A 21625-nucleotide genomic window follows, 5' to 3' on the forward strand; every position below is an offset into this window, starting at 1 on the left:
CTCCATGAAAAACGCCCCGCACTCGGTGAGTGCGGGGCGTTTTTTTATGCCTGTGGAAAACTTCGGGCGATCAGCCGCGGGCTTTTTCGATCAGCTCGATGTATTCCGCCGCATTGCGTTGATCGCGGATCTGGTCGACGAAGGTCTGGCCGTGCTCGTCCTTTCCGTCCAGGTCATAACCGGCGGCAACGAAGAACGTCAGGAAACGCTCGAAATCGTCGATACGCAGGCCACGGTAAGCCTTGACCAGTTTGTGCAGCGACGGCGAGGTGGCGTCGACCGGCTCAAAATCGAGGAACAGCTTGATCTGCTCATCGCCGATCTCGTCACCAATCACTTGCTTCTTATCTTTACGCATTGCCGACTCCAGCTCGCAGACATTTCACGGGGCGGGCAGTTTACCCCTGCGCAGGCACAAGGCTCAACGCGAGCGCGTGCTGCCGGTGTGCAAATCGGCCCAGATGTGACCGTTGGCGTAGGTCAGGAACTGGCAATACACGGTGTCGTTGCGCAACAGATCAATCACCACCCGGTACTGGGCCAGCGGGTAGTAGAGCGTCAGAGTCTTGCTCTTGGCGTCATACGCCGGCTTTTTCAGGCTTTTGCTTTCGCCATCGAAGTTGACCAGCACCTGATTGATCGTCGCTCCCTTGTTCAGGGATTTGCCTTTGAGGCGGATCATCAAGGACGAGGTGACCGGAATCGGCTGCTGATTGGACTGGCGCTGGGCCCCCACCACCACAGAATAGTCGGTGACCTGCAACAATTGCTGCTGCTCGGGCTCGGCATCACGCAGAGTCAGGTCGTCGGGCGGCAGGAATTGGCTGTGCAGCGGGGCGGCGGCCAGGGGCAGGCTGAGGGTCAGCAACAGGGCGGCGCAGCTGCGGATCAAGAGGCTCATGACAGACTCCGGGAGGCGGGGCCGAGCACTCTAGCATGGGTATCGCGGATGGATCAGCACACACAAAACAACTGTGGGAGCGTGGCTTGCCCGCGATAGCGTCGGCATATCCGACATCAATGTGTCAGACAGTCCGCCATCGCGGGCAAGCCCGCTCCCACAGGGATCGGGGTTACCCGGAATTACATGCCTTTGACGGCGAAAATTCCGTTGGCGTTGCGCCAGTAGCCTTTGTAGTCCATGCCATAACCGAAGATGTAACGGTCGATGCACGGCAGACCGACGAAATCGGCTTTCAGGTCAGGACGGGCCTTGCGGTCGTGATCCTTGTCGATCAGCACGGCAGTGTGCACTTTGCGCGCGCCGGCGTGACGGCAGAAGTCGATGATCGCGCCCAGGGTGTGACCTTCGTCGAGGATGTCGTCGATGATCAGCACGTCACGGTCGATGAACGAGACTTCCGGCTTGGCTTTCCAGAACAGGTCGCCGCCGCTGGTTTCGTTGCGGTAACGGGTGGCGTGCAGGTAGGACGCTTCCAGCGGGAACTGCAGATGCGTCAGCAGTTTGCCGGAGAAGATCAGGCCGCCGTTCATCACGCAGAACACCACCGGGTTGCTGTCGGCCAGTTGTTCGTTGATTTGTGCACCGACGCGGGCAATGGCAGCCTCGACTTCAGCTTCGGTGTACAGGCAGTCAGCCTCTCGCATGATTTGACGGATATGCTCGAGATCAGCGGACATGGCGCTCTCCAGGGGGACGGATTTCGGAAAAGCGGGCAAAGGTACGCATCAACCGGGGCCGAATCAAGCATTTGTGGACTAACGTACTGTATGTCCTATAGGACATCACCCTCGGATAGATTAATCTAGGCCGGTTTTTTTGCCCGCCGCCGGAGCCTTTCCCCATGTCCATCCAAGAGATCCGCCATCCGCTGATCCGTCACAAACTTGGCCTTATGCGCCGTGCAGACATCAGCACCAAGAATTTCCGCGAGCTCGCTCAGGAAGTCGGTGCCCTGTTGACCTATGAAGCGACCAAAGACCTGCCGCTTGAAACCTACGATATCGAAGGTTGGTGCGGCACCGTGTCGGTCGAGAAAATCGCCGGCAAGAAGATTACCGTCGTGCCGATCCTGCGTGCTGGCATCGGCATGCTCGAAGGCGTGCTGAGCCTGATCCCGGGCGCCAAAGTCAGCGCCGTCGGCGTTGCCCGTAACGAAGAAACCCTGCAGGCCCACACCTATCTGGAAAAACTGGTTCCGGAAATCGACGAACGCCTGGCGATGATCATCGACCCGATGCTCGCCACCGGCAGCTCCATGGTCGCGACCATCGACCTGCTGAAGAAAGCCGGTTGCAAGGACATCCGCGCAATGGTGCTGGTTGCCGCGCCGGAAGGTATTGCCGCTGTCGAGAAAGCTCATCCGGACGTGATCATCTACACCGCGTCCATCGACCAGAAACTCAACGAGCACGGTTACATCATTCCTGGGCTTGGCGACGCCGGTGACAAGATCTTCGGCACCAAGCAGAAGGACGCGTAAGCATGCAGCAAGAGTTCAACGATCCGCTCTGGCGTACGGTGCTGTCCGGCGCACAGATGCTGTTCGTGGCTTTCGGCGCCCTGGTGCTGATGCCACTGATCACGGGCCTGGACCCGAACGTGGCACTGTTTACCGCAGGTTTAGGCACGATTCTGTTCCAGATCGTCACCGGGCGTCAGGTGCCGGTGTTCCTGGCGTCGAGCTTCGCCTTCATCACCCCGATCATTCTCGCCAAGGGTCAGTTCGGCCTCGCCGCGACCATGGGCGGCGTGATGGCGGCCGGTTTCGTTTACACCTTCCTCGGCCTGGCCGTGAAGATCAAAGGCACCGGGTTCATTGACCGTCTGCTGCCGCCAGTCGTAATTGGCCCGGTGATCATCTCCATTGGCCTGGCCATGGCGCCGATTGCCGCGAACATGGCGATGGGCAAGGCCGGTGACGGTTCCGAGCTGATCCACTACCAGACCGCGATGATGATCTCGATGCCGGCGCTGCTGACCACGTTGATCGTGGCGGTGTTCGGCAAAGGCATTTTCCGTCTGGTGCCGATTATTTCCGGGGTGCTGGTGGGCTTTGCCCTGTCCTTCTACTTCGGCGTGGTCGACACCGCGAAGATTGCCGCAGCACCATGGTTCGCCCTGCCAGCCTTTACCGCTCCGGAGTTCAACTGGCAGGCGATCCTGTTCATCGTCCCGGTGGCGCTGGCCCCGGCCATCGAACACATCGGCGGCGTGATTGCGGTCGGCAGCGTGACCGGTCGCGACTACCTGAAGAAGCCGGGCCTGCATCGCACCCTGCTCGGTGACGGTATCGCCACCACGGCTGCCGGCCTGTTCGGTGGTCCGCCCAACACGACCTACGCGGAAGTGACTGGCGCGGTGATGCTGACCAAGAACTACAACCCGAAAATCATGACCTGGGCGGCGATCTTCGCCATCAGCCTGGCGTTCATCGGCAAGTTCGGCGCCCTGCTGCAAAGCATTCCGGTGCCGGTGATGGGCGGGATTCTGTGCCTGCTGTTCGGTTCGATCGCGGCGGTGGGGATGAACACTCTGATCCGTCACAAGATCGACCTGGGCGAGGCGCGCAATCTGGTGATCGTTTCGGTGACCCTGGTGTTCGGTATCGGTGGTGTGCTGGTCGGCACCGGCACCGGTCCGGATGATTTCGGGCTCAAAGGCATCGCGCTGTGCGCGGTGGTGGCGATTGCGCTGAACCTGCTGCTGCCGGGCAACGACAGCTGGAAACAGAAGAAGGCGGATGAGCCGCTGATCTAAGCCTTGGCTTCAAGATCGTTCCCACGCGGATCACCCCACACTGATCGTTCCCACGCTCTGCGTGGGAATGCCTCTGGGGACGCTCCGCGTCCAGTGACGCGGAGCGTCACGGGCTGCATTCCCACGCGGAGCGTGGGAACGATCAATCATCGACGATCATCAAAGGGCCAATGGCGCCCGTTCACACAACGTTGCCAACGCCTTCGCCCATTGCGGGTCGTCATTCAGACACGGCACCAGCACCAACTCCTCGCCCCCCGCCTCGCGGAACTGCTCCTTGCCGCGATCGCCGATCTCTTCCAGGGTCTCGATGCAATCGGCGACAAACGCCGGGCACATCACCAGAATCTTCTTCACGCCACTTTTGGCCAGCTCATCCAGCCGCGCTTCGGTGTAGGGTTCGATCCATTTCGCCCGGCCCAGCCGCGACTGAAACGACACCGACCATTTGCCGTCCGGCAGGCCCATGCGCTCAGCGAACAACGCCGCTGTGCGCAGGCATTGGGCGCGATAACAGGTGGCCAATACGGCAGCCGAAGCATTCTTGCAGCAATTTTCATTCTTGAAGCAATGGTTGCCGGTCGGGTCAAGCTTGGTCAGGTGCCGCTCCGGCAAACCATGGAAGCTCAGCAACAGGTGATCGTAATCCTGCTGCAAGTGCGGTCTGGCGCTGGCCATCAAGGCATCGAGGTATTCCGGTTGATCGTAGAACGGCTGCAACACCGACAGTTGCACATCGAGTTTTTTCTCGCGCACCACACGCTTGGCTTCTTCAATCACGGTGGTGGTGGTGCTGTCGGCGAACTGTGGATAAAGCGGTGCGAGGGTGATGCGTTTATGCCCCGCCGCTACCAACTTCATCAGACTTGTCTCAATCGACGGCTCGCCGTAACGCATGGCCAGTTCCACCGGGCCGTGAGTCCACTGAGCCTTCATCTGCTGCTGCAGGCGACGACTGAGGACCACCAGCGGCGACCCTTCATCCCACCAGATCGAGGCGTAGGCGTGGGCCGACTGCTCGGGGCGCTTGATCAGGATCAGCGACACCAGCAGACGCCGCACCGGCCACGGCAGGTCGATCACGTAAGGATCCATCAGGAATTGATTGAGATAGCGGCGCACGTCGGCCACCGAAGTGGAGGCCGGCGAACCCAGGTTGACCAGAAGCAAGGCGTGATCGGTCATGCAACGTCCTATTTCAGAGGCGGCTGGAAAGATCGTCCAGGGCCGCGCGTAAATCCGTGAACCGGAAAGTGAATCCCGCTTCCAGCAAGCGCTTGGGCATGGCCCGTTGGCCACCCAGCAACAGCAATGACATCTCGCCGAGCCCGACCTTCAAGGCGAGGGCCGGCATCGGCATGAACGCCGGGCGGTGCAGCACACTGCCCAGCGTCTTGGCGAATTCGCGATTGCGCACCGGTTTCGGCGCGCACGCATTATAAGGACCGCTCGCCTGATTGCAGTGCAGAAGAAAATCAATCAGGGCGATTTGATCGTCGATATGAATCCACGGCATCCACTGCCGACCGTTGCCCAAAGGCCCGCCCAGCCCGAGCTTGAACGGCAGCAGCAGGCGCGACAAAAAGCCGCCCTCGGCCGACAGCACCAGCCCGGTGCGCACCAGCACCACGCGAATATCCATCGCCTCGGCACGTTGCGCGGTTTCCTCCCAGGCGATGCACAACTGGCTGGCGAAATCGTCGATCACCGGCGGCGAGTCCTCGGTCAACTCGCGCTCGCCGCCGTCACCGTACCAACCCACGGCCGAACCCGAGATCAGCAGCGACGGTTTTTGCCCGCGCTTTTCCAGCCACGCCAGCAACGATTCGGTCAGCGAGATCCGGCTGCTCCACAACAGCGCCTTGCGTCGATGGGTCCACGGCCGGTCGGCAATTGGCGCGCCGGCGAGGTTGACGATCACGTCGACCGGCTCGTCGCCAAGGTCCTCCAGACGCGCAATGCCACGCACCTGGGCGCCACAGATGTTCGCGACTTTTTCCGGACGACGACTCCAGACCGTCAGGCGATGCCCCTGCCCGGACCAGTGCCGGCAAAGCTGGCGTCCGATCAATCCAGTACCGCCGGTCAGCAATATGTGCATGACTTCTTCCTCGCGTGGCGTTTTACCCCGATCACTAGTCTATTTTTATAAACAGGGATCTTTTCTATCGGGCAGGCTCTATTGTTTAACCATAGGCCAAGCTGTCAGAACCAGAACGCTGGAAGTTATACCAAAAAACAGAATTGTACAGGTTTCATCCACGGCGTAGTCTGTACAGAAAGGTAAACGAGGCCCCTATGACTGTACCTATCGCAATCATTGGCACCGGCATCGCCGGACTCTCCGCCGCCCAGGCCCTTACGGATGCCGGGCATACCGTCCAGTTGTTCGATAAAAGCCGCGGCAGCGGCGGGCGCATGTCGAGCAAACGCAGTGACGCCGGCTCGCTGGACATGGGCGCGCAGTATTTCACAGCCCGTGACCGACGCTTCGTGACCGAAGTCCAGCGCTGGCAAAGCAAAGGCTGGGTTACCGAATGGGCGCCACAGCTCTACACCTTTCATGGCGGGCAGCTGAACCTGTCGCCGGACGAGCAGACCCGCTGGGTCGGCACGCCGCGCATGAGTGCCATCACCCGGGGCCTGCTCGATGGCCTGGAAGTGCATTTCGCCTGTCGCATCACCGAGGTCTATCGCGGTGAACAACACTGGCACCTGCAGGACGCCGAAGGCTTCACCCACGGGCCGTTCAGCCACGTCGTGATCGCCACGCCGGCGCCCCAGGCCACTGCACTGCTGGCCGCTGCGCCGAAACTCGCCGGTGCCGCCGCCGGGGTGAAAATGGACCCGACCTGGGCCGTCGCCCTCGCCTTCGACACGCCGCTGGATACGCCGATCGAAGGCTGCTTCGTCCAGGACAGCGCCCTCGACTGGCTGGCCCGCAACCGCAGCAAACCGGGGCGCGACACCACATGCGACACTTGGGTCCTGCACGCTACCAGCGCCTGGAGCAGGCAGCACATCGACCTGCCCAAGGAAGCGGTGATCGAACAATTGCACGGCGCCTTCGCCGAGTTGCTGCACAGCGCCATGCCGGCCCCGACCTTCAGCCTCGCCCACCGCTGGCTCTATGCCCGGCCTGCCAGCAGTCATGAATGGGGCACTCTGGCCGACGCCGACCTGGGTCTGTACGCCTGTGGCGACTGGTGCCTGTCGGGTCGGGTCGAAGGGGCATGGCTCAGTGGTCAGGAGGCGGCAAGACGCTTGCACGAACACTTGCAGTGAACCGTATCAATCCGCGCAAATTGCTGCTGTCGAAATGGACAGCAGCCCACCCGCAAAACCGTGAAAAGCATTTTCTGGTGACCGAACTGTTCCGTGACGAGGACGGTACGGTGCTGGAAATCGAATTGCAGGCTGTGCTCACCCGGCGTACCGAGCAATGCGACTGGCGCGCTTTGCAGGATGACTCACACTGGAAAATGGGCTGGCGCTAAAAACCTCAAAAAACTTATACAAAAAGTTTGACTTGTACACCCATGAATCTATGCTCAGAGAATGTTGTACAGATCTATTCGTCTGTACAGGATCAAATTCGAGGTTGTTGCATGTCCGACTCATCGACGCCCCTGCCAAAAATCGCCATCAGCGCCTGCCTGATGGGGGCCGAAGTTCGCTACAACGGCGGCCACAAGGAATCGCGTTTGTGCAGCCGCACCCTGGCCGAGCATTTTGAGTTCGTTCCCGTCTGTCCTGAGGTAGCGATTGGTCTCGGGATACCCCGCGAGCCGATTCGTCTGGTGGGCGACCCGCAAAAGCCTGATGCGGTCGGCACCGTCAATCCATCGATCAATGTTACCCAGCCACTGGCCGCTTACGGCGAGAAAATGGCCGGGGAACTCAGTGACATCTGCGGATACATCTTCATGCAGCAATCGCCGTCCTGCGGACTGGAGCGGGTCAAGGTCTACCACGCCAACGGCGCACCGGTGAATGGTGGCGGGCGCGGCATTTACGCCGACGCGTTCTGTGCACGGCATCCGGACCTGCCGGTGGAAGAAGCCGGGCGTCTTAACGATCCGGTGCTGCGGGAAAATTTCATCACCCGCGTACTCGCCTACCGCGAATGGCAGCAAGTGCTCCAGCAAGGCTTGAGCCGCCGCGCGCTCACCGACTTCCATTCGCGCTACAAATACCTGCTGATGGCTCACAACCCGGTGCAATACAAGGCGCTGGGCAATCTGCTCGGCAACATGGGCCGGACCGACCCGATCGAACTGGGCCCACGCTATTTCAGTGAACTGATGGCGGCACTCAAGAAATGCGCCACCCGCCGCACCCACAGCAATGTCCTGCAGCACATCAGTGGCTACCTGAAGCAGGCCATCAGCCCAGAAGACAAACAGGAAGTGCAGCACATCATCGGCCAATACCGACACGGCATCGTGCCGCTGGTAGTACCGCTGACGCTGCTCAAACATCACTTTCGCCTCCACCCGGATCCCTATATTGCGCAGCAGGTGTACCTGCAGCCGCATCCGGAAAACCTCAGCCTGCGAAACGCCATTTGATGAACGACTCACTCGACACCAGCGCCCGTGAAGACCTCGGCGCCGACTTCAAGAAAGCCCTCGACGAAGGCTGGCTGCCGATCCGCGAAGTCGCGCGTCAGACCGGCGTCAATGCCGTCACCCTGCGCGCCTGGGAACGGCGCTACGGGCTGATCGTGCCGCAACGCACGCCCAAGGGCCATCGCCTGTACAACGCCGATCATGTGCTGCGTATCCAGAATATTCTCACCTGGCTCAACCGTGGCGTAGCGGTCAGCCAGGTCAAACCGCTGCTCGACACGGCTCAGGCCTTGAACGAACCGGTGGAAGACGAATGGCATCCCCTGCGTCAGGCCGCCCTGTTGGCGGTCACTCAACTGAACGAGCGCAGCCTTGACGACAGCGTCAACCAGGCGATGGCGCTGTATCCGCCGCGCACCCTGTGTGAGCAATTGTTGCTGCCGCTGCTGAGCGATCTCGAACAACGTTGGCAGGGCCAGTTCGGCGCGCAGATGGAGCGCGTGTTCTTTTATGCCTGGTTGCGCAGCAAATTCGGCGCACGCATCTACCATAACAACCGTCAGTTGCGCACTGCGCCGCTGCTGCTGGTCAATCAATCGGACCTGGCGCTGGAGCCGCATCTGTGGCTCTGCGCCTGGCTCATCAGCAGCGCCGATTGCCCGGTACAAGTACTCGACTGGCCGCTGCCGGCCGGCGAACTGGCATTGGCAACCGATACCCTGCAAGCCCGTGGCGTACTGCTGTATTCCAGCAAAGCCCTGAACCTTGCCCAACTGCCGAAACTGTTGAATGGCATCAGTTGCCCGAAACTGATTGCCGGACCAACGGTGTGCATTCACCACGCCGAGTTGTCCGCCAGAACTTCCGAAATCGCAGATCTGCTGCTGGCCGAAGATCCTCTTTCGGCGCATCGGGCACTCGTTCAGCGTGGGTTGATTTAATGATTCAGACAGAAACCGACATGCAGTTGATCTGGCTGCGCAGCGACTTGCGCCAACATGACAACACTGCCCTCGCAGCCGCCGCCGAGCGTGGCCCGACCGTGGCCGTGTACCTGTTGAGCCCGCAGCAGTGGCAGGAACATGACGACGCGCCGTGCAAGATCGATTTCTGGCTGCGCAATCTGCACGAGCTGAGCAAAAGCCTCGGCGACCTGAACATCCCGCTCCTGATCCGCACCGCGTCTCACTGGGATCAGGCACCGGCGGTGCTGCTCGAGCTGTGTCGGCAACTGAAGATCGAGGCAGTGCACGTCAACGAGGAATACGGCATCAACGAAAGCCGTCGCGACGCAGCCGTTGCCAAGGCGCTGCAAGCCGAAGGCATAACGTTCCATAGCTACCTCGACCAATTGCTGTTCAAGCCCGGCAGCGTGCTGACCCGCACCGGCACTTACTTTCAGGTGTTCAGTCAGTTCCGCAAAGTCTGCTACGAGCACCTGCACCGTTCGATGCCTTCGCTGAAACAGGCGCCGGGCAAACAGTCAGCGCTGAACATCGCCAGCGACCCCGTTCCAGAAGCCATCGAAGGATTCCCGACTCCCGGCGCATCCCTGCGCGCCCTGTGGCCCGCCGGTGAAACCGAGGCCCGGCGACGCCTCGACACGTTCGCCGATGCACAGATCGACTATTACAAGAGCGAACGTGACTTCCCGGCCAAACCCGGCACCAGCCAGCTCTCGGCCTATCTGGCCGCTGGTGTGATCTCGCCGCGCCAGTGCCTGCACGCTGCCCTGCAAAGCAATCAGGGCGAATTCGAAAGCGGCAAGGTCGGGGCCATCACCTGGATCAACGAACTGCTGTGGCGTGAGTTTTACAAACACATCCTCGTCGGCTATCCGCGGGTGTCACGGCATCGCGCATTCCGTCCGGAAACCGAAGCCCTGGCCTGGCGCAACGCACCGCAGGATCTTGCGGCCTGGCAAGAGGCTCGCACCGGCCTGCCGATCATTGATGCAGCCATGCGCCAACTGCTGGAAACCGGCTGGATGCACAACCGGCTGCGAATGGTGGTGGCGATGTTTCTGACCAAGAACCTGTTGATCGACTGGCGCGAAGGCGAGCGTTTCTTCATGCGCCACCTGATCGACGGCGACCTGGCCGCGAACAACGGCGGCTGGCAGTGGAGCGCCTCGACCGGCACCGACTCGGCGCCGTACTTTCGCATCTTCAACCCGGTCAGCCAGTCGGAAAAATTCGACAGCGAAGGCTTGTTCATCAAGCACTGGCTGCCGGAGCTGGCCGGACTGAACAAAAAAGACGTACACAACCCGGCCAGTGCCGGCGGGCTGTTCGGCGTCGCGGACTATCCGCCGCCGATCGTCAATCTGAGCACATCGCGGGAGCGGGCGCTGGCAGCCTTCAAGAACCTGCCGTCGCGGTCGTCTCAAGGAGAGAGCGATGAGTGAATTTCTGCGCGGTTTTGCCCGGCGGTTCGCACAGTTGAATAAAGACAACTTGCGCAAACTGGACGAACTGTACAGCGAGGACATTCATTTCACCGATCCGCTGCACGAAGTGCAGGGACTGGCGCAACTGCGCAGCTACTTCAGCGAGTTGTACGCCAACGTCAACGAACTGCGCTTTGATTTCCACGGTTTCGACCAGATCGGCGACGGCGAAGGTTATTTGCGCTGGGTCATGAGCTACCGCCACCCGCGCCTGGCCAGCGGGCAACTGATTCGAGTTTCCGGCTGCTCGCACCTGCTCTGGCGCGACAAGGTTTACCGTCATCGGGATTACTTCGATGCCGGAGCACTGCTTTATGAACATTTACCCATATTGGGTCGGGTGATCGCTTGGCTGAAAAGGAGATTGGGATGAGTCGTACAGCTCCACGGCGTTATTGGCTGACCGGTGCCAGCAGTGGCATCGGCGCGGCACTTGCGGAAGAAATTCTGAAGAGCGGCGCACATCTGGCGGTCAGTTCCCGACAGGTCGCGCCGCTCAAAGTGTTGGCACAGCGCTATCCGGGCCAGGTGCTGGTAGTGCCGGGAGACCTGACCAACAGCCAGACTGTCCGGGAAATCGGCGAGAAAATCGCCATGGACTGGGGCGCGCTGGACACAGTGATCCTCAACGCCGGCACCTGTGAGTACGTCGATGCCCGGCAGTTCGACGCCTCGATCATCGAGCACGTGGTGCGCACCAACCTGCTCGCCAGCAGCTATTGCATCGAAGCCGCGCTGCCCTTGCTGCGCAAAGGGACGGCACCGCATCTGGTGGGCATGGCCAGCTCGGTGACCTATGTGCCGCTGCCCCGCGCCGAAGCCTATGGCGCATCGAAGGCCGGGCTGCGCTATCTGTTCGAGTCCCTGCGTATCGATCTGGCGGACGAAGGCATTGAAGTGACCGTGATCAGCCCCGGTTTTGTAGAGACGCCGCTGACCGCCAAAAATGATTTCCCGATGCCTCTCAGTTGGCCTGTGGATAAAGCCGCACGGCACATCTTCGCCAAGCTGAAAGATCGACCGCTGGAAATCGCCTTTCCGGCACTGTTCATGGCGGTTCTGTGGCCACTGTCGAAAATGCCTGCGCGGGTACAACTGGCAATTGGCAAACGCATGGTGCGCAGCAACCCTCCGCTCAAGGACGCAACATGAAGATCGCCATTGTCGGCAGCGGCATCGCCGGTTTGACCTGTGCCTATCTGCTCGCTCGTCGGCATGACATTACGGTGTTCGAAGCCGACGCCCGAATCGGCGGCCACACGCACACTGTGCCTGTGACCGTGGACGGGCGCGAGTATGCGGTGGACACCGGCTTCATCGTGTTCAACGACTGGACGTATCCCAACTTCATCCGTTTGCTTGGCCAACTGGGTGTGACGTTCAAACCCACCGAGATGAGCTTTTCGGTCAACGATCCGGACACCGGTCTGGAATACAACGGCAACAACCTGAACAGCCTGTTTGCCCAGCGCAGCAATCTGCTGTCGCCCGGATTCTGGGGCATGTTGCGCGACATCCTGCGATTCAATAAAGAAGCCCGGCGCGACCTTGCCGAACAGCGGATCACCGCGGACACCACACTCGACGATTACCTCAAGGCCGGCGCTTACGGCGAGCGCTTCATCCTGCATTACATCGTGCCGATGGGCGCGGCGATCTGGTCGATGCCGATGGCCGAAATGCTCAATTTTCCGTTGCAGTTCTTCGTGCGTTTTTTTGAGAACCACGGGTTGCTGTCGGTCAGCAACCGTCCGCAATGGCAGGTCATCGAGGGGGGTTCCAGCGCTTACATTGCGCCGTTGACCGCATCGTTCAAGGAGCGTATCCGCCTGAATTGCCCGGTGGGCCGGATCGATCGTGATGCGCACGGCGTGGTTATCCACAGCCCGGCCGGCATCGAACGTTTCGACAAAGTGGTGCTGGCCTGCCACAGCGACCAGGCCCTGCGACTGCTGGGAAGTCCTGACGATAAAGAAAGGGAAATCCTCGGCGCCCTGCCCTACGCCGACAACGAAGTGCTGCTGCACACCGACACCCGTCTGCTGCCCACGCGCAAGCGGGCCTGGGCCAGCTGGAACTATCGCCTCGGCGGAGCCGGTCATACCCGGGCGGCCGTGACCTACGACATGAACATTCTGCAAGGCATCCAGAGCGACACCACGTTCTGCGTCAGCCTCAACCAGAGCGCTGGCATCACGCCGTCCAAAGTGCTGGCGCGCTTCACCTATGCCCACCCGCAATTCAGCCTCGCGGCCGTGGCGGCACAGCAGCGCTGGGCTGAAATCGACGGCGCGCAACACACGCATTATTGCGGCGCCTATTGGGCCAACGGTTTTCATGAGGACGGCGTGGTCAGCGCCCTGCGCGTGGCCGCAGCCTTCGGAGAAAGTCTGTGAACAGCGCGCTCTACAGTGGCTGGATTGCCCATCGGCGATTCGCACCGCGCCGTCATCAATTCCGTTACCGGATCGGCATGCTGTATCTGGATCTGGCTGAACAGGAAGCGGTGCTGGGCCTGTCCCGACTGGCGGGTTCGAGCCGCTTTGCGCCGTTTTCATTTCGCGAAACCGATTACCTGAAAACCTTCACCGACCGGGGCGTGCGCCTGAGCGATGCGGTGCGCCAGTTGGTCGGCGAAGCCCTGGGCCATGCGCCGCAAGGTTCGATCTGCCTGCTGACCCAACCGCGCAGCTGGGGCCTGTCGTTCAACCCGGTGAGCTTTTTCTACTGCCACGAGGCCGACGGCCAACTGGCGGCGATTCTCTGCGAAGTCCGCAACACGCCGTGGCGCGAGCGTTATCACTACGTGCTGCCGGCTCGAGCGCCGACTCATCTGCAGGACTTTCATCAGCACTTTGCCGTGACCAAGGCCTTTCACGTGTCGCCGTTCCTGCCGCCGGACCTGGAATACCGCATGAGCTTCAGCCCGGCCGCGCAGACTTTGGGCGTACACATGGCCGACTGGCAGGGTGAGCAAAAACTGTTCGACGCCACCCTCGACCTGCAACGCGAACCCCTTGATCGAGGCCACTTGCACCGACACCTGTGGCGCTTTCCCTGGATGACTGCCAAGACCGCGCTGGCGATCTATTGGCAGGCGCTGCGCCTGTTGCTCAAGCGCACCCCGGTGTATGACCACCAACGCGCCGACGACCGTTTTCGAACCGCCACTGTACCGACCGAGGAACGCCACCATGAAATCCACTAGCGTCTCGGCCAAAGCCAGCCTGTTCAGCCCTCACGGCCTGAGCGGTTCGCTGCTGCGCCGGGGAGTACTGCGCCAGCTGGAGCAGCTCAAGCAGGGTCAACTGATCGTCATCGAGGACGGCGAGCGCCACGTCTTCGGCACGCCGGGCAGCGCCCTGGTGGGCGAGATTCAAGTTCTGGATCCGGCCGTCTGGGGCCTGGTCGCCGGCAATGGTTCGATCGGTGCGGGCGAAGCCTTCATCCATGGCTACTGGCGCTCGCCGGACCTGACGGCCGTGGTGCGGGTCTTCGTCAGCAACCTTGAAGTGCTCGACGCAATGGAAGGTGGCCTGGCCCGGCTCGGTCGCCCGCTGGTGCGCGGGCTGCACTGGCTCAACCGCAATACGCGCAAGGGCTCGCAGAAAAACATCGCCGCTCATTACGATCTGGGCAATGACCTGTTCGAGCAGTTTCTTGACCCGACCATGATGTATTCGGCCGCGCAGTTCCTCAGCCCTGACGACAGCCTGGAGCAGGCGCAACTGAACAAGCTGGAGCGGATCTGCCAGAAACTCGCGCTCAAGCCCGGCGACCATCTGCTGGAAATCGGCACCGGTTGGGGCAGCATGGCGCTCTACGCGGCGCAGCATTATGGCTGCCGAGTCACCACCACCACGCTGTCAAAAGAGCAGTTCGCCTTCACCGCGGCCCGCATCGAACGCCTCGGTTTGCAGGATCAGGTGACGCTGCTACTCAAGGACTACCGCGACCTCACCGGCCAGTACGACAAACTGGTGTCGATCGAAATGATCGAGGCGGTCGGCCACCGCTTTCTGCCGACCTACTTCAAGCAATGCGCGCAACTGCTCAAGAGCAACGGCCTGATGCTGCTGCAAGCAATCACCATCCGCGAACAGCGCTACGAACAGGCGCGCCGTGGCGTGGACTTCATCCAGCGCTACATTTTCCCCGGCGGTGCCCTGCCCTGCGTACAGAAAATGCTCGAAATCGTCGGCCGCGACACCGATATGAACCTGTTGCACATGGAAGATTTCGGCCTGCATTACGCCCGCACCCTGCGCCTGTGGCACGAGAACTTCCGCCATGCTCACGGCCGTTTGACCGAACTGGGCTATGACGATTACTTCCTCAGGTTGTGGGAGTTCTACCTGTGTTACTGCGAGGGCGGATTCCTCGAGCGCACCATCGGCACTGCACAGCTGGTGCTGGCCAAACCGGCGGCGATGACCGCGCCTTTGCTGGGCCGGTTCGATGCTTGAGCGGTTGGCCAACGCAGTGCTGTTCCAGATCGGCTGGCTGGCCTGCGTGCTCGGTGGCGACAGCCTTTGGCTGCTACTGGCGCTGGCGGTGCTGGTGATTCATCTGCGCTGGATCAGCAGCTGGGCGCGGGAAGGTCGCCTGTTGCTCTGCGTAGTGATTATCGGCACGGCAGTGGACAGTACGCTGCGCGGTCTCGGGGTCTTCGAGTTCAAGGATCTGTCGCCGCTGATCCCGCTGTGGCTGATGTTGCTCTGGGCGTTGTTTGCCACGACGTTGCGCCATTGCCTGCAATGGAGCGCCAGGCCGTGGTGGCTCGCCAGCCTGCTTGGCGCAGTCGGGGGCGCCCTGTCCTACGGTGCCGGCGGACGACTGGCCGGCGTGCAGTTTCCTCACGGTGAGCTTGCGACCCTGATCGGCGTGGCGCTGCTGTGGGCGATGCTGTTTCCGTTGCTGCATCAATTGTCCCGACGGCTGCCGCGCTAAACGCCTGTCAGGCCTTCCACACGGTCATCGGCCACTGCCGTACACTGGCGCCATGAAAACCATTCCCCATCGGCAAATCGCCGAATCCGTTGTCACGTGCTCGACCTGTGCAGCCTGCTGCTGTCAGCTCGAAGTGATGCTGATCACCGATACCGGCGTGCCCGAGCGTTTTATCGATACCGACGATTGGGGTGGTGAGGTGATGCTGCGTCTGGACGATGGCTGGTGCGCGGCACTGGATCGCGACACGATGATGTGCACGATCTACGAGAAGCGCCCGCTGATCTGCCGCGAGTTCGAAATGGGCGCCCCGGAATGCCTCGACGAACGCCAGGGGATTGCTACGGCGTACCGCTGAGCACAAAAAAAAGGAGCGCCTGGCGCTCCTTTTTTCTTGAACTGACTTTCCGGGTGCTTACAGCGGCATCGTGTAATGCAATGCGTAGCTTTCCACACCGTCGTTGTCGCTGCTCAGACCGGCGTTGGAATAGTGCGTCGCACGGATCCCCACCTCATGTCCGCCATTGAAGCGCAGGCCGAAACCGATACGGTCTTCGAACTGGAAGGAACCGCCGAGCTTGTTGTCTTCGTATTCGGTGTTGGAGAACAGCGCCACGCCGATCCCCGCCTCGACATACGGTTTGACCGACTGACCGGCGAACTCGTAAACAAACACCGGCGAGAACGACAGGCTGTTGTTGCTCGACGTCTTGTCGCCTTCCCAATAAGTGTAGGCGCCGCTCCAGTAACCGGTCAGACGACCAACGTCACTTTGCAGCCAACTCTTGTCCCAGTCGAAATTCATGCCCAGGCGATAAGTCATGGTCGAATCACTGGTAGCACCCACTGCAAACTCGACGCCAGCAGCCTGTGCGGTAAAACTTTGCCCCATCAGTGCAGCCGCAATCGCGGCCAAGCAGAATAGTCGCTTCACTTTGAAACTTCCTTTTCCGGAACGATCGTTTGGTTTTCTAGGTCACTCTGCGCTATAGAAATCTGCGCTTGGTCAGAAGTTCAGCTGACTTTTTAGATATTTCACATTTTTTTTACAAGTTGAATTTCTCGACTTCGCCGGCGACTTGCCCCAGCAGGGCCAGGGTCTTGCGTAAAGACGCGGGATCAGCGCTGGTCCAGAATCTGACCGGTCGGTTCGGACCTTCGGCAAGCAGATCACGCTGGGCCAACAACCGCTGCAGCTGCCGTGCTACCGCCGCGCCCGTATCGATCAGGCTGATGGTCTCGGGAATCATCGACTTGAGCATCGGCTTGAGAAACGGGTAGTGGGTGCAGCCGAGGATGATCGTGTCGCAACCATTGGCCAGAAGCGGATCGACATAGTGCTTGAGCAATGCACGCAACTCGGGGCTGTGCAGATCGCCGCTTTCAATGCGCTCGACCAGTCCGGGACACGGCTGAGTGATGACCCGCACATCGGTGGCGAAACGATCGAGCAGCGCGGCGAACTTGGCGCTCTGCAACGTACCGGTGGTGGCGAGTACGCCCACAACACCGCTGCGGGTGGCGGCTGCGGCCGGTTTGACCGCCGGCTCCATGCCGACGATCGGCCAGTCAGGAAAGTCCCGGCGCAGATCGGCGACACCGGCCACGGTCGCGGTGTTGCAGGCGATCACCAGCGCCTTGGCGCCCTGCTCGCGGAAAAAACCGGCCATCACGCTGCAACGCTGGCGGATGAATTCCGGAGTTTTCTCGCCATAAGGAATATGGCCGCAATCACCGAGGTACAGCAGCGATTCACTTGGCAGCAGGTGCTGGATTTCCGCCAGTACCGACAGACCGCCGACGCCGGAATCGAAGACGGCAATCGGCGCTTCACGCATGCTGCGAACCACAGACGCTGCAACCGGGGTCGCGCTTGACCCGCAGCTCACGGAATCGCGAGCCCAGTGCATCGATCAACAGCAGACGCCCCACCAGTGGCTCGCCAAAACCTGCCAGCAACTTCAGGGCTTCCAGCGCTTGCAGGCTGCCGACCAGACCGACCAGCGGCCCGACCACACCGGCTTCGCTGCAAGTCAGTTCGGCTTCGCTGCCGTGACCGTACAGACAGTGGTAGCACGGGCTTTCGGCGCGACGCGGGTCGAATACCGAAAGCTGTCCTTCGAGGCGAATCGCGGCGCCGCTGACCAACGGCTTGCGCCCGGCCACACAGGCGGCGTTAACCGCTTCGCGGGTGGAGAAATTGTCTGAGCAGTCGAGCACCAGATCAACCGCCGCCACAGCTGCCGCGAGGGAATCCTCGTCAAGCGCCTGACGATGGGGCACCAGTTTGATTTCAGGATTGATCGCGCTCAGGCGCTTGAGCGCCGAGTCGACCTTGGTCATGCCGACGCTGTCGGTGTCGTGGATGATCTGGCGTTGCAGGTTGGTCAGGTCGACCGTGTCGAAATCCGCCAGATGCAATTCACCGACACCCGCCGCCGCCAGGTACAACGCCACCGGCGCGCCGAGACCGCCGAGGCCGACGATCAATACCCGGCTGTCCTTGAGCTTCAACTGGCCATCGATGTCGATGTGTTGCAGCAGGATCTGCCGACTGTAGCGCAACAATTCCTGATCATTCAGCACGGCAGGCGCCCCAGGCTGATCCGTTGATGGCCGCCCAGATCGGTGCGGCTGTGGACTTCTTCGAAACCTTGCGTCAGCAGCAGATCGCGCACGGCTTCGGCTTGATCATAGCCGTGTTCGAGCATCAGCCAGCCACCGGCCTCGAGATGGGCCGGCGCCTGGGCGATGATCAGACGCAGATCGTCGAGCCCGTCGATGCCGGCAACCAAGGCGCTTTCCGGTTCGAAGCGCACATCGCCTTCCACCAGATGCGGATCGGCGGCGCGGATGTATGGCGGATTGCTGATGATCAACTCGAAACGCTTGCCTTCGAGGGCGCTGAACCAGTGGCTGCTCAGCACCGTGGCGTTGTTCAGGTGCAGGCGCTGCCGATTGCGCTCGGCCAGGGCCACGGCTTCCAGCACGCGATCCACGGCAGTGACCTGCCACGCCGGGCGCTCGCTGGCCAGGGCCAGAGCAATCGCCCCGCTGCCGGTGCCCAGATCAAGCACTTTGGCCGGGGTTGCCGGCAACAATTCCAGCGCGGCTTCCACCAGCAGTTCGGTGTCCGGACGCGGGATCAGCGTGTGCGGCGCGACTTCCAGATCCAGCTTCCAGAAACCCTGCTGGCCCAGAATGTAGGCGACCGGCTCACCACTGCGGCGACGTTGCAGGTACTCGGCAAAGACCAGCGCAGCTTCGCTGGGCACGATGCGTTCTGGCCAGGTGTGGAGAAAACTGCGGGATTTGCCCAGCGCGGCAGCCAGAAGCAATTCGGCGTCCAGACGCGCGGTAGGCGAATCCGGCAGTTCGGCGGCGCGCAACAGGCTGGCGATGATGGTCATTTACTCACCTATCGCTGCGAGCTGGTCGGCCTGGTATTCGGCCAGCAACGGCTCGATTACCGCTTCAACGCCACCGGCGAGGATTTCGTCGAGGGAATACAGGGTCAGGTTGACGCGATGGTCGGTGACCCGGCCCTGGGCAAAGTTGTAGGTGCGGATGCGCTCGGAGCGGTCACCGGAACCCACCAGCAATTTACGTTCGCTGGCGATGGCGTTGGCCGCCGCCGCCGTCTGCTGGTCGTTGAGCTTGGCCGACAGCCAGGCCATCGCCCGGGCGCGGTTCTTGTGCTGGGAACGTTCTTCCTGGCACTCGACAACGGTGCCGGTCGGTATGTGGGTGATGCGGATCGCCGAATCGGTGGTGTTGACGTGCTGACCACCGGCCCCGGAGGAGCGGTATGTGTCGACGCGCAAATCCGCCGGGTTGATCTCGATGGCTTCACGCTCGTCCGGCTCGGGCAATACCGCCACGGTGCAGGCCGAGGTGTGGATACGGCCCTGGGATTCGGTGGCGGGTACACGCTGCACGCGGTGCGCGCCGGATTCGAATTTCAGCTTGCCGTAAACGTTGTCGCCTTCGATGCGGGCGATGACTTCTTTATAGCCACCGTGTTCGCCTTCGTTTTCCGAAAGGATTTCCACCCGCCAGCCACGCCGTTCGGCGTAACGCGAGTACATGCGGAACAGGTCACCCGAGAAGATCGCCGCCTCGTCACCACCGGTGCCGGCGCGAATTTCGAGAAACACGTTGCGCCCGTCGTTGGGATCCTTGGGCAGCAGCATGCGTTGCAGGTCGGATTCCAGCGTGATCAGCAACTCCTTGGCTTCGCGGACTTCTTCCACGGCCATTTCACGCATGTCCGGGTCGCTGTCCTTGAGCAGCGCCTGCGCGCCTTCAAGATCGCTTTGTACGCCGAGCAGCTTTTTATAGCCTTGTACCACCGGCTCAAGTTCGGCGTATTCCTTGGAATAGGCGCGGAATTTTGCTTGATCGGAAATCACTTCGCCGTCGCCGAGCAGCGCGGTCAGTTCCTCGAAACGGTCCTGGAGGATGTCCAGCTTATTGAGCAGTGACGCTTTCATTGCGGTTTTTTATCCGAAAAGCTATCCGGTGAGCCCTCGAGGGCGAAGAGTTCCTGAGCCATGGCCAGCGCATCGAGGCGGCCTTCGGCAGAAAGCTTTTTCAACTGCACACTCGGGGCGTGCAGGAGTTTGTTGGTCAGGCCACGGGCCAGTTGCCCGAGCACGTCTTCGGCGTTGCCGCCGTTGGCCAGCAGGCGCAGGGCCTTTTGCAGTTCTTCGTCGCGCAGGCGTTCGCTCTGTTGACGATAGGCCTTGAGCACGTCGACCGCCGCCAGCTCGCGCAGGCGCACCATGAAATCGTCGGCGCCGACCGAAACCATCTCTTCAGCCGCCTGCGCTGCACCCTGACGGCTCTTGAGGTTTTCGGCGACCACTTCGTGCAGATCGTCGACGCTATAGAGGTAAACGTCGTCGAGTTCGCCGACTTCTGGCTCGATGTCACGGGGAACGGCGATATCGACCATGAAGATCGGTTTGTGCTTGCGCAACTTCAGCGCGCTTTCCACCGCGCCCTTGCCGAGGATCGGCAACTGACTGGCGGTAGAACTGATGACGATGTCGCTGCGCACCAGTTCGGCCGGGATGTCCGACAGCAACACCGCGTGGGCACCGAACTGTTCGGCAAGCAGGCTGGCGCGCTCCAGGGTCCGGTTGGCGACCACGATACGCTTGACCCCCAGCTCGTGCAGATGGCGGGCGACCAGGGTGATGGTCTCGCCAGCGCCGATCAGCAGGGCCTGGCTGCGTTGCAGGTCGCTGAAAATCTGTTTGGCCAGGCTGACGGCGGCAAACGCCACGGACACCGGGTTTTCGCCGATGGCAGTGTCGGTACGCACCTGCTTGGCGGCGTTGAAGGTTGCCTGGAACAGTCGCCCGAGCAGCGGCCCGATGGTGCCGGCCTCGCGGGCCACGGCGTAGGCTGACTTCATCTGGCCGAGAATCTGCGGCTCGCCCAGCACCAGCGAGTCGAGCCCGGAGGCGACGCGCATCATGTGACGAACGGCCGCATCGTCTTCATGCACATAAGCGCTCGCGCGCAGCTCATCGAGGCTTAAATGGTGATAGTCGGCCAGCCAGCGCAGCACGATATCGGCCGACAGCTGATCCTGTTCTATATACAGCTCACTGCGATTGCAGGTGGAGAGGATCGCAGCTTCGCGGCTGTCGGTGAGTCGGCAGAGCTGCTGCAAGGCCTCCACCAGCTGCTCAGGGGTAAAGGCCACGCGCTCGCGGACGTCTACTGAAGCAGTCTTGTGGTTGATACCGAGTGCAAGGAAGGCCATTCAAGGTCGCTGATGGTGACGTGAAGCCGGCAATTGTCCTACTTCGTCAGATTCAGAACAACTACCGCTGACTATTGTCCCAATTGCCGGCCCCTATAATGGCCACAATCGAGACTCGGTTATGTTTGGCCGAAGGCTTGTGTCATGATGATCCGACC

At 61.2% G+C, this 21625-nt stretch carries 25 protein-coding genes; 14 read left to right on the forward strand and 11 right to left on the reverse strand.

All coding sequences use genetic code 11. From position 1 onward, the window contains the following. Positions 1 to 70: 70 nt before the first annotated feature. The 3 genes from ACTJK7_RS20340 to ACTJK7_RS20350 all read right to left on the reverse strand — a co-directional run bounded on the left by ACTJK7_RS20340 (position 71) and on the right by ACTJK7_RS20350 (position 1641). The gene (locus ACTJK7_RS20340; protein WP_064383989.1) at positions 71 to 358 is read right to left on the reverse strand and encodes a PA4642 family protein; all 288 of its coding nucleotides are present in this window, start codon (positions 356 to 358) and stop codon (positions 71 to 73) included. Between the two features lie 63 nt (positions 359 to 421). Continuing rightward, positions 422 to 901, reverse strand: coding sequence for a hypothetical protein (locus ACTJK7_RS20345; RefSeq protein WP_064383990.1), 480 nt, complete (start codon positions 899 to 901; stop codon positions 422 to 424). 182 nt (positions 902 to 1083) lie between these two features. Further along, positions 1084 to 1641, reverse strand: coding sequence for a hypoxanthine-guanine phosphoribosyltransferase (locus ACTJK7_RS20350; protein WP_007951681.1), 558 nt, complete (start codon positions 1639 to 1641; stop codon positions 1084 to 1086). Positions 1642 to 1805: 164 nt separating this feature from the next. Between ACTJK7_RS20350 and upp the strand changes: the two genes are divergently transcribed. Further along, positions 1806 to 2444 (forward strand): uracil phosphoribosyltransferase, encoded by a 639-nt coding sequence (gene upp, locus ACTJK7_RS20355; protein ID WP_007951682.1) that lies wholly within the window; start codon positions 1806 to 1808, stop codon positions 2442 to 2444. Positions 2445 to 2446: 2 nt separating this feature from the next. Continuing rightward, positions 2447 to 3721: a uracil-xanthine permease family protein gene (locus ACTJK7_RS20360; protein ID WP_064383992.1), complete on the forward strand. Its 1275-nt coding sequence runs from the start codon at positions 2447 to 2449 to the stop codon at positions 3719 to 3721. Between the two features lie 159 nt (positions 3722 to 3880). Here ACTJK7_RS20360 and hemH read toward each other — a convergent pair whose 3' ends face one another. After that, positions 3881 to 4906 carry a ferrochelatase gene (gene hemH / locus ACTJK7_RS20365; RefSeq protein WP_440780755.1) on the reverse strand — a complete coding sequence of 342 codons (1026 nt, stop codon included), beginning with the start codon at positions 4904 to 4906 and terminating at the stop codon, positions 3881 to 3883. A 13-nt stretch (positions 4907 to 4919) separates the two neighbouring features. After that, positions 4920 to 5822 carry a TIGR01777 family oxidoreductase gene (locus ACTJK7_RS20370; RefSeq protein ID WP_064383994.1) on the reverse strand — a complete coding sequence of 301 codons (903 nt, stop codon included), beginning with the start codon at positions 5820 to 5822 and terminating at the stop codon, positions 4920 to 4922. A 197-nt stretch (positions 5823 to 6019) separates the two neighbouring features. On the opposite strand from ACTJK7_RS20370, the gene ACTJK7_RS20375 reads away from it, so the two are divergent. The 12 genes from ACTJK7_RS20375 (at position 6020) to ACTJK7_RS20430 (ending at position 16049) form a co-directional block, all read left to right on the forward strand. Then, positions 6020 to 7006: an NAD(P)/FAD-dependent oxidoreductase gene (locus ACTJK7_RS20375; RefSeq protein WP_064383995.1), complete on the forward strand. Its 987-nt coding sequence runs from the start codon at positions 6020 to 6022 to the stop codon at positions 7004 to 7006. Continuing rightward, entirely contained in the window at positions 7003 to 7218 is a 216-nt protein-coding gene (locus tag ACTJK7_RS20380; RefSeq protein WP_064383996.1) for a TIGR02450 family Trp-rich protein, read from the forward strand. The genes ACTJK7_RS20375 and ACTJK7_RS20380 overlap by 4 nt, the downstream gene beginning before the upstream one ends. Positions 7219 to 7329: 111 nt before the next feature. Continuing rightward, positions 7330 to 8292, forward strand: a complete 963-nt coding sequence (locus tag ACTJK7_RS20385) for a YbgA family protein (RefSeq protein ID WP_440780754.1) — start codon at positions 7330 to 7332, stop codon at positions 8290 to 8292. After that, positions 8292 to 9233, forward strand: a complete 942-nt coding sequence (locus ACTJK7_RS20390; protein ID WP_108563233.1) for a MerR family transcriptional regulator — start codon at positions 8292 to 8294, stop codon at positions 9231 to 9233. Before ACTJK7_RS20385 ends, ACTJK7_RS20390 begins: the two co-directional genes overlap by 1 nt. 20 nt (positions 9234 to 9253) lie before the next feature. Continuing rightward, positions 9254 to 10699, forward strand: a complete 1446-nt coding sequence (phrB, locus tag ACTJK7_RS20395; RefSeq protein WP_108563713.1) for a deoxyribodipyrimidine photo-lyase — start codon at positions 9254 to 9256, stop codon at positions 10697 to 10699. After that, positions 10692 to 11114, forward strand: coding sequence for a nuclear transport factor 2 family protein (locus ACTJK7_RS20400; protein WP_108563234.1), 423 nt, complete (start codon positions 10692 to 10694; stop codon positions 11112 to 11114). The genes phrB and ACTJK7_RS20400 overlap by 8 nt, the downstream gene beginning before the upstream one ends. Then, complete coding sequence (locus ACTJK7_RS20405) at positions 11111 to 11893, forward strand: SDR family NAD(P)-dependent oxidoreductase (RefSeq protein ID WP_064384001.1); 783 nt, start codon at positions 11111 to 11113, stop codon at positions 11891 to 11893. The genes ACTJK7_RS20400 and ACTJK7_RS20405 overlap by 4 nt, the downstream gene beginning before the upstream one ends. Beyond that, on the forward strand, positions 11890 to 13137 hold the full coding sequence (locus tag ACTJK7_RS20410; RefSeq protein ID WP_064384002.1) for an NAD(P)/FAD-dependent oxidoreductase: 1248 nt from the start codon (positions 11890 to 11892) through the stop codon (positions 13135 to 13137). Before ACTJK7_RS20405 ends, ACTJK7_RS20410 begins: the two co-directional genes overlap by 4 nt. After that, a complete protein-coding gene (locus ACTJK7_RS20415; protein ID WP_440780753.1) occupies positions 13134 to 13949 on the forward strand; it encodes a DUF1365 domain-containing protein in 816 nt (271 codons plus the stop codon). Before ACTJK7_RS20410 ends, ACTJK7_RS20415 begins: the two co-directional genes overlap by 4 nt. Beyond that, a complete protein-coding gene (locus tag ACTJK7_RS20420; RefSeq protein WP_108563235.1) occupies positions 13936 to 15207 on the forward strand; it encodes an SAM-dependent methyltransferase in 1272 nt (423 codons plus the stop codon). The genes ACTJK7_RS20415 and ACTJK7_RS20420 overlap by 14 nt, the downstream gene beginning before the upstream one ends. Then, positions 15200 to 15691, forward strand: coding sequence for a DUF2878 domain-containing protein (locus ACTJK7_RS20425; RefSeq protein ID WP_108563236.1), 492 nt, complete (start codon positions 15200 to 15202; stop codon positions 15689 to 15691). Before ACTJK7_RS20420 ends, ACTJK7_RS20425 begins: the two co-directional genes overlap by 8 nt. A gap of 52 nt (positions 15692 to 15743) precedes the next feature. After that, the gene (locus tag ACTJK7_RS20430; protein WP_108563237.1) at positions 15744 to 16049 is read left to right on the forward strand and encodes a YkgJ family cysteine cluster protein; all 306 of its coding nucleotides are present in this window, start codon (positions 15744 to 15746) and stop codon (positions 16047 to 16049) included. A 57-nt stretch (positions 16050 to 16106) separates the two neighbouring features. Here the strand turns inward: ACTJK7_RS20430 and ACTJK7_RS20435 are convergent, their stop codons facing one another. The 6 genes from ACTJK7_RS20435 to hemA all read right to left on the reverse strand — a co-directional run bounded on the left by ACTJK7_RS20435 (position 16107) and on the right by hemA (position 21467). Continuing rightward, complete coding sequence (locus tag ACTJK7_RS20435; RefSeq protein WP_039766327.1) at positions 16107 to 16625, reverse strand: acyloxyacyl hydrolase; 519 nt, start codon at positions 16623 to 16625, stop codon at positions 16107 to 16109. Between the two features lie 112 nt (positions 16626 to 16737). After that, entirely contained in the window at positions 16738 to 17529 is a 792-nt protein-coding gene (gene murI / locus ACTJK7_RS20440) for a glutamate racemase (protein WP_108563238.1), read from the reverse strand. Beyond that, on the reverse strand, positions 17522 to 18277 hold the full coding sequence (locus ACTJK7_RS20445) for a molybdopterin-synthase adenylyltransferase MoeB (protein WP_108563239.1): 756 nt from the start codon (positions 18275 to 18277) through the stop codon (positions 17522 to 17524). The genes murI and ACTJK7_RS20445 overlap by 8 nt, the downstream gene beginning before the upstream one ends. Further along, positions 18271 to 19101: a peptide chain release factor N(5)-glutamine methyltransferase gene (gene prmC / locus ACTJK7_RS20450; protein WP_108563240.1), complete on the reverse strand. Its 831-nt coding sequence runs from the start codon at positions 19099 to 19101 to the stop codon at positions 18271 to 18273. Before prmC ends, ACTJK7_RS20445 begins: the two co-directional genes overlap by 7 nt. Beyond that, positions 19102 to 20184: a peptide chain release factor 1 gene (gene prfA, locus ACTJK7_RS20455; protein ID WP_108563241.1), complete on the reverse strand. Its 1083-nt coding sequence runs from the start codon at positions 20182 to 20184 to the stop codon at positions 19102 to 19104. Beyond that, positions 20181 to 21467 (reverse strand): glutamyl-tRNA reductase, encoded by a 1287-nt coding sequence (hemA, locus tag ACTJK7_RS20460; protein WP_007951716.1) that lies wholly within the window; start codon positions 21465 to 21467, stop codon positions 20181 to 20183. The genes prfA and hemA overlap by 4 nt, the downstream gene beginning before the upstream one ends. Positions 21468 to 21625: the final 158 nt, after the last annotated feature.

This window comes from Pseudomonas sp. 22085 (genome assembly GCF_052045815.1).
In the GTDB taxonomy this organism is placed as follows: domain Bacteria; phylum Pseudomonadota; class Gammaproteobacteria; order Pseudomonadales; family Pseudomonadaceae; genus Aquipseudomonas; species Aquipseudomonas glycinae.